Source organism: Hyunsoonleella pacifica (assembly GCF_004310335.1).
Lineage (GTDB): Bacteria > Bacteroidota > Bacteroidia > Flavobacteriales > Flavobacteriaceae > Jejuia > Jejuia pacifica.
On the sequence record NZ_SIRS01000002.1, the window covers coordinates 36,889 to 48,844 of the forward strand.

Sequence of the window (11,956 nt, forward strand, 5' to 3'; positions counted from 1 at the left end):
TCAAATTTTATGATTAGGTCACATCAAAGACGACTATCCTAAAATACTTATGATTTGTGACGCTAGTTCTGTACCAATTCTATCTTGTGCTTCATTTGTTGCAGCACCAGTATGTGGCGTTAATGATAATGCAGAGTTCATTAATAATTGAATTTCTGGCTTAGGCTCTTTTTCAAAAACATCAAGTGCAGCTCTGGCTACTTTTCCGCTTTCAATAGCTTTTACTAATGCTACTTCGTTTACCACACCTCCACGCGCTGCATTTGCTAGAATTACACCATCTTTCATGATGTTAAACTCTGCTTCATCTATTACGTAATCTTTTTGAGCAGGTACATGTAGTGTAATGAAATCGGATTGTTTTAAAACCTCTTCTTTAGATATAGTTTTGATGTCAAAGTTTACTTTCTGTCCATCGAAAAACTCTAATTCTAAATTGGCTTTTTCTAAAAACGGATCAAATGCTACTACTTTCATTCCTGCACCTAAAGCTACTTTTGCAGTGGCTTGCCCTATACGACCAAAACCAAGTACACCTATGGTTTTACCTTTTAATTCTGTTCCTTTTGCGTAAGCTTTCTTTAAACCTTTAAAGTTACTGTCGCCTTCAAGCGGCATTTCTCTGTTAGAATTATGAAGAAAACGTGCTAACCCATATAAATGCCCAAAGACTAATTCTGCAACTGAATGTGATGAAGCAGCTGGGGTATTAATTACATGAAGTCCTTTTTCTCTAGCGTAATCTACATCTATATTATCCATACCAACACCACCACGACCAATAATTTTAAGTCCAGAGCAAGCATCGATTAAATCTTTACGTACTGTGGTAGCACTGCGTACCAAAAGTACAGCAATATCTTTTTCGTTGATGTAGTTTATTAACTGTTCTTGAGCTACAGTAGTTGTACTTACATTATATCCTGCTTTTTCTAGAGCATCAATACCACTTTGAGAAATTCCGTCGTTTGCTAATACGTTCATTTTTAGTTTTTTTAGTCATTCCCCCGAAGGCAGGAATCTTTTTTAAGTTTTGTTTGTTTTGTGGATTCCTACTTTCGCAGGAATCCACAAATTTATTTTGAGTAAGTACTGAAAACTGTTACTACTTACTGTACACTGATTTTAAGCTTTACTTTCTAATTCACTCATTACTTCAACCAATACTTTTACACTATCTATTGGTAATGCATTGTACATAGATGCTCTGTATCCACCAACACTTCTATGTCCATTTACGGCACTAACGCCAGCTTCTTTCAACATCGTATCAAACGTTTCTTTTAAATTTTCATTTTCTAGCGTAAATGTGGCGTTCATCATAGAACGATCTTGTTTTGCAGCAAACCCTTTAAACAATGGGTTTAAGTCTACTTCAGAGTACATTAAGCGTGCTTTCTTTTCGTTTTCCTTTTCTATAGCAGCTATTCCGCCTTGCTCTTTTAACCATTCTAAAGTTAACATAGAAGTGTACACAGCGAAAACAGGTGGTGTATTAAACATACTGCCTTTATCGATATGTACTTTATAATCCATCATTGACGGAATTTTACGAGATACTTTTCCTAAAACATCTTCTTTAACAACCACTAGAGTTGTTCCAGCTGGTCCCATATTTTTTTGAGCTCCAGCATAAATGATATCGAATTTAGAGAAATCAATAACTCTTGAAAAAATATCACTACTCATATCGCAAACCATTGGCACTGGTAAGTTTGGAAACTCTTTCATTTGTGTACCATAAATAGTGTTGTTTGAGGTACAGTGAAAATAATCGTAATCTTCTGGAATCTCGTAACCTTTTGGTATGTAGTTGTAGTTGGCATCTTTAGAGGAGCCAACTTCGTATATGTCATCGTAAATTTTTGCTTCTTTAATTGCCTTTGCAGACCAAGAACCAGAGTTTAAATATCCCGCTCTTTTTTCTAAAAGGTTTAATGCAACCATTAAAAATTGGGTGCTTGCTCCACCTTGCAGAAATAATGCTTTATAACCTTTACCTTCAAGACCTAAAAGTTCTAAAGCTAAAGCTCTAGCGTTTTCCATAATATCAACAAAAGCCTTGCTTCTGTGGGATATCTCTATTAAAGATAATCCGCTTCCATCTAGATCTACTAGTGCTTGTGAGGCTTTTAATAATACTTCTGGGGGTAAAATACTTGGTCCTGCGCTAAAGTTGTGTTTTTTCATCTTTTTATGTGGTGAAATTTAAAGATGCAAAGTTGGTAATTAATTCAATATTTTTCACTAAAAAATCAATAATTTTTTCGTCAAATCGATAATAAAAATTTAACAGAATCTACACTATCGGCATAATCCCAAAGTTGTGGCTTTTGGGTAGCTCCAAAGGGCACTTCATTTTTAATACATCCGTTAGCAACTATACATTGTATTTGGTCTTGATCTTGGATTAATTTTGTTTTTATACTTTCGGCGGTGTCATAATATTCATAAAACACTGTAGCTATTGGAGATGCATAGTTTTTGTCTTCTTTAATCATGAAGAAACCGTTTTCTAGCATATCAAATTCACTCATTAAATACACGGCTTTGTTGTAATCGTAATTATTGGCATATTTTGCCTTTTCTATAATGGGGTGCCAGTGATACATGGCTTCAAAAAAGGCCTTAAAATCATAGCCGTTTGGCACAAAAAGTTTAGATACATTTCTACAGCCCAAACCATAATATCTAAAAATATCTTCTGAAAGGTTTTTTAAGTCCTCGCTAGATTCATTTCCTGTTAAAACTGCTACAGAATTTCTATTGTTTCTTATAATAGATGGCTTGTCTTTAAAGTAATATTCAAAGTACCTTGCTGTATTATTACTACCAGTAGCAATTACTGCATCAAAATTTTCAAGTCTCTTTTCGGTAAAATTTATGTATCCTTTAAACTCTGGTGCCACATATTCTAAATACTTGGCTAAAAACGGTAACAAATGTTTGTCGTTAGAGGACTGTTTAACCAAAACCTGATGTCCTGTAATAAGCACCGCTAAAAAATCATGAAACCCCACTAGTGGAATGTTTCCTGCCATTATTACAGCAACTGTTTTAGGGGTTAATCCTGAAATTTTATAAGGTTGTAGCCATTTAGTAAGTTGCTCTTGTGTTAAAGCTATAGCCCAAGAGTTTAGAGCATAACGCAAGTTTTCGGTGGTAAACCACCCGTTGTGTTCCTCGGCTAATTTTAATTGGTGTTTAAAACCGTCAAAGAATAGATCGTTATGTTCAACTTTATTGTCTTTTTGGATGTTTGTGTTAGAAAATTGCCGTATAAAATCTCCTAATTTTACAAAAGCGTTAATTCTATCTTGTAATTGCATCCTTAATTTGGTTATGAATGGTTTTGGCTTTATTTTTGCGACTGCAAATTTAATGAAACTCATATAGAGTTCTTGAATTTTAAAAAATAAAAATTACTATGGCAATTATAATAACAGACGAATGTATAAACTGTGGTGCTTGCGAGCCAGAATGCCCAAACACAGCAATATATGAAGGAGCAGACGATTGGCGCTATAAAGATGGTACCAGTTTAGAGGGAACAGTAGTACTTACTGATGGAAGAGAAGTAGATGCTGATGAAGCCCAAGAGCCTGTAAGCGATGAGTTATATTACATTGTACCAGATAAGTGTACGGAATGTAAAGGGTTTCATGATGAGCCACAATGTGCGGCGGTATGTCCTGTAGATTGTTGTGTGCCTGATGAAGATGTTGTAGAAACCGAAGAGGAGCTTTTAGCAAAACAGAAGTTTATGCATCCTGATGGGTAGGCGATAATCGACAGTAAAATATATTAAAATCCTGAGTGAAAGCTTGGGGTTTTTTGTAAGTACCAAAAAAGTCTCAATTACGTTAATAGCGTATTTGAGACTTTTTTATGTTAATAACGCACATCTACTTAAAACCGTATAGAAGGTAGCTCTTCTGTCAATTCATCTAGAAAAGTCTTTTTTTCTGTTGCTTTATCTTTTTTTAATGTAGATGCCTGTGTTTTGTTTAAAGGCGATATGGATTTATCTTCTCCAAAAAAGTTAAGAGACGGCATTTCCTCATATAAATCTCTGTAAAACTGTGATCCTATAGTGTTATTCTTTTTTTGTGAGATTGTTTTACCTAATACATCTGTTTCACTGTAATACTTATAATCGCCATTAAAATCTAAAGAAGGCATTTCCTTTAAAGTTTCTGCATAAAAGTCACTGTTATCTAATGCAGTGTTTTCTTGTGCATTAATAGCTGTAGTGCTCCAAAAAATCGCAATTATTGCGAATAATCTAATTATCTTTCTCATAATTTAAATATTGTTATTTATTTACGTGTAAAATTACGAAATATTCATTTATGGTTTATAAAAAATACATTTATACTTTTTATGAATAAAATAATGGATTGTTATGATATTCAGTGAAAACTTGGGTTTTTTGTTTATAATTATTGATAATTGTTTGTGCGTATGTATAGCTTTTTTAGTAGGAAAATACGAAATTTGTTTATCTACACGTTATAGTGCATTATGACCAACTACTCACAACAATACTTCGGAAAAGATTTGAATGACCTTACATATGAGGACATTTTAAATTTCTTTATAGAAGAGAAAGAAGAATCAGATAAGATTGAATTCAAAGCTTTTCATCCTGATTTTGGTAATTTCAATAAAAACCTAGAGGGTGTAATCAGAGGAATTTGTGCATTTCTAAATTCGAATGGTGGAATATTGATTTGGGGAGCTCCACTAGGACGAAAAGTAGAAGAAAGAGTTGTTTTTCAAGGAAAGCTTTCCCTTGTTACTGAACTCAAAGAAAAAGATTCTCTAATTAGTAAAATATCTGATTCAATTACTCCCCTACCTGTAAATATTAACGTTAATATTATTGAACAAGAAGGTAATTATTTATACGCTTTTGAAACTCAAATCAGTAACTATAGCCCGCACCAATTTAAAAATACATATTGGACTAGACTTGACGGACAAACCAAACCTGCTCCACATTATCTAGTTGAAGCACTATTTAAAAAAATATCTTATCCAAATATTGAAGGTTATATCAATCTTGACAGATTTGGGTATCTACCAACAGGAGAAGCTTTTCTTGACATATCAATTCTAATGATTAATTTTTCTGAACTCCAAAATGAATATAATCTGACTTATAGGTTAATGTGTGGTCCAGCAATTTTTGCAGGTAGTCGAAATTCTCAACTTGCAAAATACTATACAATGGAAGGACATATGTATGTTCATAAAGATTTAAATGATATTCTCCATTTTGGTGCTCCCGATAGAAATACTCAAAGACTAGTATTTAACATGGAGGATTTAGCAGATAACCATAATTATAAAATGGATTTGATTCTCACATTTGCAGGAAAAAAGTCACCACTAAAAATATCAGATTACAAGCTAGATTTTAGTGGTACAATTACAGCAAACAACCCTGTTGGTTTATTTGAGAGTAAAAAAGAAAATATATTATCAGCGGAAAGGCAAAAAGAACTTGGGACAACCCGAGAAAATCTGTTAGAGCATATCCTAAAAAGATAAACACATCCAAATCTCAATCTCCACTATCAAACGTCTTCATCTCCAAAGAAGGTTCCAAAACCCCTTCGTTATCCCAAATTGTTTTTTGGTAAGTGCTTAGTTTAGTAACGGGTGTTTTTTCTACTTGTCGTTCAGCCTGAAAATCTAAGAATGTTAATTTTTTTGTTGTAGTAATTAGCAATTCTTCTTTAGTGTTGTTGTTACCTTCTAGCGTAAACTCAAAAGCTACTTTATGGCGTTCGCTACTATTTTCTATAAATTTTAAAGGGCGGCTTACATAAAAATAACTACCAGACACACGTTTAATATATTTTGGGTGGTAGAGACTAGTGTTGTCTTTTTCAAAAATTAAAGTGCCTTCGCTCACATTTTCAATGTATTTTATGCCTAATAGTAATTTTAGGTTAAACTTTTGTCCGCGTCTATTGTTGTAGTAGCTATAATCTACTCGGGTTATGGCATAGGTATCCTCTGCGATATAAAGTTTACCCGTATATTTTGCTTTTCCTTTTCTTGGGATAAATGCAATTACATAGGTAAGTTCTCCATTATTGTAGCCCACATCCTCAACATTGTATTCGTATAAATTGTTATCTAATATCTTGTTTAAAAAAGCAGCATCGTAAAACTGGGCATGTTTTAAAAGTGATTTCGTATCGTTATTTAAATGGGAAACCTTGTATTCATTTTTATCATCATCTTTAAAATTACTATCATTTAGAGCTAAAGAATCTTCAATTTTAAAGAGTCCGGTTTTTAACTTATATGTTTTTGTGGTGTCTAAATAGGTAAGAATAATGGTTTGCATTTTCTCCTGAACGTTATCTATAGAGAAATTGTTTTTGGCATCCAATAATTCTGTAGCTTTTTCAACCTTTAGTTTAATGCTATCCTTATCTAAAGTAAATACTATGCCTTTAAAGTCAGCAAACTGTACCATATTGCTTTGTTTTATTTGGTTACCCAAAGCCGTTAAGCTGTTGTTTACGCTTTCTAATTGTTTCTTTTTGACGTTTGATGCTTTATCGATTTCAAACTCTAAACTTTTAAAATCCACACGATCTGTAGTGCGTTTAAAAATATGGTATTGCTGTAGTTTAAAGTTGTAATTATCAGTAAGTTTAGCTTTTACTTTCGCAATAATAGTATCTGCATTTGGAGCTTTTGTGCTAATAAATACTTCATCTAATTGGTTAATGGCTTCTGTGAGTTCAATAACATAATTAAGCGCTTTAATCTCTTTAATGGTAAGTGTTTTGTTTTCGTAACCCATACAGGAAATGGTAATGGGTTTTGTGTCATTTTTCGTGGATATTGTAAAAAAACCTTCGTCGTTAGAAATAACACCAGTATATTCCCCTGTTTTAATATTAGCGTAAGCAATAGGTTGTTTTGTATGCTCATCAAGAAGCTTTACTGTTACGTTTTGTGATGTAAGTGTTGCGCAGTAGCATACAAAAAGAATAAAAGAAATGGATTTCATTTTGATGTGATGATTGATGTGTTTTTTATAAAACGATGCAAGTTAGGTATTGTTACAGCATAACATATAAGCAGAAAACCTATTTAACGTTTAATTATAACAAAGCAGGTTGTTTTTATTAAATATTCTTAAAGTTTTAAGATGAAAAATTTCTTATTTATTGTCTACATTTGCACTCGCTAAATATTCCTGTCTCACAGGAATAACAAAATAAAATTAGTTATGAAAGCAGGTATCGTAGGCTTACCCAATGTTGGAAAATCCACTTTATTTAATTGTTTATCAAATGCCAAGGCGCAAAGTGCCAACTTCCCGTTTTGTACTATAGAACCTAATATAGGTGTGGTAAATGTACCAGACCCTAGATTAGAAAAATTAGAAAGCTTGGTAAATCCAGAAAAAGTAATTCCTGCTACAGTAGAGATTGTAGACATTGCAGGATTGGTAAAAGGCGCAAGTAAAGGGGAAGGATTAGGAAATCAGTTTTTAGGAAACATTAGAGAGACTGATGCTATTTTACATGTTTTGCGTTGTTTTGATAACGATAATATTGTGCATGTGGATGGTAGTGTAGATCCTATAAGAGATAAGGAAACTATTGATATGGAGTTGCAGTTAAAAGACTTAGAAACTGCAGAGAAGAAATTGGATAAAGTAAAACGAGCCGCTAAAACTGGAAATAAAGAAGCACAGGCCGAAGAAGCTATTTTATTAAAAATAAAAGAAGGTTTAGAGGCAGGAACTTCGGTAAGAGCTTTGGGATTTAGTGATGAAGATTATCTGGACTTTGTAAAGCCGCTACAATTTATAACCGATAAGCCTGTGATGTATGTGTGTAATGTGGATGAAGGAGCTGCTGTTTCTGGCAACAGTTATGTTGAGCAAGTAAAAGAAACTGTTAAGGACGAAAATGCTGAGGTTTTAGTTTTAGCAGTAGGTACAGAAGCTGATATTAATGAGTTGGACGATTATGAAGAGCGTCAACTATTTTTACAAGATATTGGATTAGAAGAACCTGGATCTGCTAAATTAATTCGTGGTGCTTACAAGTTATTAAATCAACAAACCTATTTTACTGCGGGTGTTAAAGAAGTACGTGCTTGGACTGTGGATATTGGTGCCACTGCACCACAAGCTGCCGGAGTTATACATACCGATTTTGAAAAAGGATTTATACGTGCAGAAGTTATCGCTTACGATGATTATGTATCCTACGGAAGTGAAGCAAAAGTAAAAGAAGCTGGCAAGATGAGAGTGGAGGGAAAAAACTACATTGTTAAAGACGGCGATGTGATGCATTTCTTATTTAATGTGTAATTTTTTTGTGTAATGTGTATTTTTGACTAATATTGTAAGGTTTTATTTATTTGTAGACCAAAATTTAATACAAATCTTGTCAAATGCCTTCAATAGAGATTAAAACTCACATAAATTGTGATATCAAGACTTGCTTTGATCTAGCTAGAAGTATTGATATTCATAAAAAATCTCTACAGCATACAAGTGAAATACCAATATCAGGTAAAACTACAGGCCTTATAGAGCTTGGGGAATGGGTAAGTTGGGAGGCTAAACATTTAGGCTTTGTACAACATTTAACTTCAAAAATAATTGAATTTGATAAGCCAAATTTCTTTGTTGGCGAAATGGTATTGGGTGCTTTTAAATCCCTTAGGCATGAGCATTTTTTTAGAAAATTTAATGGAGGCACATTAATGACTGATAAGCTTTATTTTGAATCTCCACACGGACTTTTAGGTCACTTAGCAAATGTTCTATTTTTAAAACGCTATATGTCTAAACTTCTGAAAACCAGAAATAAAATTTTAAAACAAGAAGCAGAACGTTTATGTAAAAAGACATTAGCTTCTAAGGCCTCTGCTAAAAAAGAGATGGTAGTACTTTAAATTACTCTGTTTTTCTCTCTATCCTGGTTGTTGTAATTAAGGTTTTGAATATCGTAATTCATTATAATAATTCTCTCAAGACAAGAAGCTATATTTTTACTTTCGTACCATGCAAAAGAACAAATCATTTTGGTATGGAATAGCTATAGGTGTTTTAGGCATTGTCTTATTTTCATCAAAAGCAGTCATGGTAAAACTAGCGTATCAATACAATGTTGATGCTATTAGTATTTTACTACTTCGCATGCTGTTTTCTTTTCCATTTTATATTTTTATTGCATTTTTGATTAAAAACAAAAAGCAAGAATACAATATACAGCTAAAAGATTATGGTTGGTTGGTATTTTTTGGATTTATAGGGTATTATTTAGCTAGTTATTTTGATTTTGTTGGGCTTTTATATATCAAAGCTAGCTTAGAGCGTATTATTTTGTTTGTGTATCCAACATTAGTATTATTACTCAACAGGGTTTTCTTGAAGCAAAAAATTACTAAAACTCAAAGTATTGCCGTAGCATTGACCTATCTAGGCATTGCAGTGGCTTTTGGGGATGAGTTAAGCATCTCAGGAAAAGGAACGCTAACAGGTGGTTTTTTCATTTTTTTAAGTGCTTTAACTTATGCTTCCTATTTAGTAGGTAGTGGTTGGTTGATACCAAAATTTGGAGTAATGAAATTTACAGCTTATGCTATGTTAGTGTCTTGTATTTGTGTATTTGTGCATTATAGTATAATTAGTGAAGTCGATTTGTGGAGTTTTTCATGGGAAGTATATGTAATAGGGTTCTTAATTGCAATTTTTGCTACGGTAATTCCTTCGTTTTTAGTGTCGGAATCTATAAAGATCATTAGTTCGTCAAACTTTGCAATAGCAGCAGGTATTGGGCCTATTTCAACTATTATTTTGGCTGCAATTTTTTTAGGAGAAACACTTACGGTTTTGCAACTATTTGGCACTTTAATAGTTATAGTTGGTATATTATGGGTATCTCTTAAAAAATCAAATTCTACATAAGGAAACGTTCTCAACAATATTTCCCTTTTATTGTTAATTACTTTGTTTGGCAGTGGTTTTATATTTTGATATGTTATGCTATATTAGCGTGCTATCACAACATTGTACCCTAATTTATGGCTGAAGAAACAAAATACACTGAGGATAATATACGTTCGTTAGATTGGAAAGAGCATATTCGTATGCGACCAGGAATGTATATTGGGAAACTTGGTGATGGGTCTTCTCCAGATGATGGTATTTACATTCTTTTAAAAGAAGTTTTAGACAATTCTATTGACGAATTTGTCATGGGAGCAGGTAAGACTATTGAAATATCTATTCAGGGCAGTAAAGTTATTGTTCGTGATTATGGTAGGGGAATCCCTTTAGGAAAAGTTGTTGATGTGGTTTCCAAAATGAATACTGGCGGGAAGTACGATTCTAAAGCGTTTAAAAAGTCAGTTGGATTAAATGGAGTTGGTACTAAGGCAGTTAATGCACTTTCTAATTATTTTAGAGTTGAATCTAATAGAGATGGGAAATCTGCTTCAGCAGAATTTGAACAGGGAAACCTAACTAACCAAGAATTACTAGACGATACCACTAGGCGCAAAGGAACAAAAGTGTCGTTTATTCCTGATGAAACTATTTTTAAAAACTATAAATTCCGAAGTGAATATGTAGTGAAAATGCTGAAGAATTATGTGTATCTAAATCCTGGATTGACCATAGTTTTTAACGGTGAGAAATATTATAGTGAAAATGGTTTAAAGGATTTATTAGCTGAAAAAATTAGCGATACAGACTTATTATATCCAATTGTTCATTTAAGAGGAGATGATATTGAAATAGCGCTAACACATAGTAAAACTCAGTATAGCGAAGAATATAATAGTTTTGTAAACGGACAGAATACTACCCAAGGCGGAACGCATTTAAATGCATTTAGAGAAGCTATTGTAAAAACGGTAAGAGAGTTTTATGGCAAAAATTATGATGCTTCAGATGTTAGAAAATCCATAGTTAGTGCTATCGCCATTAAAGTGATGGAACCTGTTTTTGAAAGTCAAACAAAAACAAAATTGGGGTCTACCGAAATGGGAGGCAATTATCCTACTGTAAGGACGTATATAAACGATTTTGTAAAAACCAATCTCGATAACTTTTTTCATAAAAACCCTGATACAGCCGAGAAGTTACAGCGTAAAATTCTTCAAGCAGAGCGGGAACGTAAAGAATTATCAGGCATAAGAAAGCTAGCAAGAGACAGAGCAAAAAAAGCGAGTCTGCATAATAAAAAACTTAGGGATTGTCGCGTGCATTTTGGAGATACTAAAAATGAAAGAAACCTTGAGACAACACTGTTTATTACAGAGGGAGATTCAGCTTCAGGAAGTATTACAAAATCTAGAGATGTGAATACTCAGGCGGTTTTTAGCCTTAAAGGAAAGCCTCTAAACTCCTACGGACTAAGTAAAAAGATAGTATACGAGAATGAAGAGTTTAATTTGTTACAAGCGGCATTAAATATAGAAGAATCACTTGAAGACTTACGCTATAATAATGTTGTAATAGCTACTGATGCCGATGTAGATGGTATGCATATACGATTGTTGCTAATTACGTTTTTCTTACAGTTTTTTCCAGAAGTTATTAGGGAAGGGCATTTGTATATATTACAAACCCCTTTGTTTAGGGTAAGAAACAAAAAAGAAACGATTTATTGCTACTCCGAAGAGGAACGAAGAGCAGCAATTGAAAAATTAAAGCCAAAGCCTGAAATTACGAGGTTTAAAGGATTAGGTGAGATTTCTCCAGATGAGTTTAAACATTTTATAGGAGATGATATTCGTTTGGATCCTGTAATGTTAGATGATAATATGTCTATTGAAGAATTATTATCATTTTACATGGGCAAAAATACACCAACACGACAAGAGTTTATCATTGATAACTTAAAGGTAGAACTTGATTTAATTGAGGAAAAATAAGAGATGTATTCCTGAATTTTAG

11 protein-coding genes are annotated in these 11,956 nt (G+C 33.1%); 6 read left to right on the top strand and 5 right to left on the bottom strand.

The features are described from left to right. Positions 1-33: 33 nt before the first annotated feature. The 3 genes from EYD46_RS03580 to EYD46_RS03590 form a co-directional block, all read right to left on the bottom strand. The gene (locus tag EYD46_RS03580; protein WP_130935700.1) at positions 34-984 is read right to left on the bottom strand and encodes a D-2-hydroxyacid dehydrogenase; all 951 of its coding nucleotides are present in this window, start codon (positions 982-984) and stop codon (positions 34-36) included. A 141-nt stretch (positions 985-1,125) separates the two neighbouring features. After that, a complete protein-coding gene (serC, locus tag EYD46_RS03585) occupies positions 1,126-2,190 on the bottom strand; it encodes a 3-phosphoserine/phosphohydroxythreonine transaminase (RefSeq protein ID WP_130935701.1) in 1,065 nt (354 codons plus the stop codon). Between the two features lie 80 nt (positions 2,191-2,270). Next, positions 2,271-3,329, bottom strand: a complete 1,059-nt coding sequence (locus EYD46_RS03590) for an acyl-CoA reductase (protein WP_130936224.1) — start codon at positions 3,327-3,329, stop codon at positions 2,271-2,273. Between the two features lie 98 nt (positions 3,330-3,427). On the opposite strand from EYD46_RS03590, the gene EYD46_RS03595 reads away from it, so the two are divergent. Then, complete coding sequence (locus tag EYD46_RS03595) at positions 3,428-3,781, top strand: 4Fe-4S dicluster domain-containing protein (protein WP_130935702.1); 354 nt, start codon at positions 3,428-3,430, stop codon at positions 3,779-3,781. Between the two features lie 128 nt (positions 3,782-3,909). Here EYD46_RS03595 and EYD46_RS03600 read toward each other — a convergent pair whose 3' ends face one another. Continuing rightward, positions 3,910-4,302 carry a hypothetical protein gene (locus tag EYD46_RS03600; RefSeq protein ID WP_130935703.1) on the bottom strand — a complete coding sequence of 131 codons (393 nt, stop codon included), beginning with the start codon at positions 4,300-4,302 and terminating at the stop codon, positions 3,910-3,912. 222 nt (positions 4,303-4,524) lie between these two features. On the opposite strand from EYD46_RS03600, the gene EYD46_RS03605 reads away from it, so the two are divergent. Then, positions 4,525-5,556 (top strand): ATP-binding protein, encoded by a 1,032-nt coding sequence (locus EYD46_RS03605; RefSeq protein ID WP_130935704.1) that lies wholly within the window; start codon positions 4,525-4,527, stop codon positions 5,554-5,556. Positions 5,557-5,569: 13 nt separating this feature from the next. Here EYD46_RS03605 and EYD46_RS03610 read toward each other — a convergent pair whose 3' ends face one another. Continuing rightward, positions 5,570-7,039 carry a carboxypeptidase-like regulatory domain-containing protein gene (locus EYD46_RS03610; protein WP_130935705.1) on the bottom strand — a complete coding sequence of 490 codons (1,470 nt, stop codon included), beginning with the start codon at positions 7,037-7,039 and terminating at the stop codon, positions 5,570-5,572. Positions 7,040-7,261: 222 nt separating this feature from the next. On the opposite strand from EYD46_RS03610, the gene ychF reads away from it, so the two are divergent. The 4 genes from ychF (at position 7,262) to EYD46_RS03630 (ending at position 11,934) form a co-directional block, all read left to right on the top strand. Beyond that, on the top strand, positions 7,262-8,356 hold the full coding sequence (gene ychF, locus EYD46_RS03615) for a redox-regulated ATPase YchF (RefSeq protein ID WP_130935706.1): 1,095 nt from the start codon (positions 7,262-7,264) through the stop codon (positions 8,354-8,356). Between the two features lie 83 nt (positions 8,357-8,439). Further along, positions 8,440-8,946: an SRPBCC family protein gene (locus EYD46_RS03620; protein WP_130935707.1), complete on the top strand. Its 507-nt coding sequence runs from the start codon at positions 8,440-8,442 to the stop codon at positions 8,944-8,946. Positions 8,947-9,055: 109 nt separating this feature from the next. Beyond that, complete coding sequence (locus tag EYD46_RS03625) at positions 9,056-9,961, top strand: DMT family transporter (RefSeq protein WP_130935708.1); 906 nt, start codon at positions 9,056-9,058, stop codon at positions 9,959-9,961. Positions 9,962-10,077: 116 nt separating this feature from the next. Beyond that, positions 10,078-11,934, top strand: coding sequence for a DNA topoisomerase IV subunit B (locus tag EYD46_RS03630; protein ID WP_130935709.1), 1,857 nt, complete (start codon positions 10,078-10,080; stop codon positions 11,932-11,934). Positions 11,935-11,956 lie beyond the last annotated feature (22 nt).

Bases quoted from the DNA above. Each gene is read 5' to 3' on its own strand.
- EYD46_RS03630 (WP_130935709.1), top strand. From the start codon at position 10,078: ATGGCTGAAGAAACAAAATACACTGAGGATAATATACGTTCGTTAGAT.
- EYD46_RS03590 (WP_130936224.1), bottom strand. From the start codon at position 3,329: ATGCAATTACAAGATAGAATTAACGCTTTTGTAAAATTAGGAGATTTT.
- EYD46_RS03620 (WP_130935707.1), top strand. From the start codon at position 8,440: ATGCCTTCAATAGAGATTAAAACTCACATAAATTGTGATATCAAGACT.
- EYD46_RS03600 (WP_130935703.1), bottom strand. From the start codon at position 4,302: ATGAGAAAGATAATTAGATTATTCGCAATAATTGCGATTTTTTGGAGC.
- EYD46_RS03605 (WP_130935704.1), top strand. From the start codon at position 4,525: ATGACCAACTACTCACAACAATACTTCGGAAAAGATTTGAATGACCTT.
- ychF (WP_130935706.1), top strand. From the start codon at position 7,262: ATGAAAGCAGGTATCGTAGGCTTACCCAATGTTGGAAAATCCACTTTA.
- EYD46_RS03580 (WP_130935700.1), bottom strand. From the start codon at position 984: ATGAACGTATTAGCAAACGACGGAATTTCTCAAAGTGGTATTGATGCT.
- EYD46_RS03595 (WP_130935702.1), top strand. From the start codon at position 3,428: ATGGCAATTATAATAACAGACGAATGTATAAACTGTGGTGCTTGCGAG.
- EYD46_RS03610 (WP_130935705.1), bottom strand. From the start codon at position 7,039: ATGAAATCCATTTCTTTTATTCTTTTTGTATGCTACTGCGCAACACTT.
- EYD46_RS03625 (WP_130935708.1), top strand. From the start codon at position 9,056: ATGCAAAAGAACAAATCATTTTGGTATGGAATAGCTATAGGTGTTTTA.
- serC (WP_130935701.1), bottom strand. From the start codon at position 2,190: ATGAAAAAACACAACTTTAGCGCAGGACCAAGTATTTTACCCCCAGAA.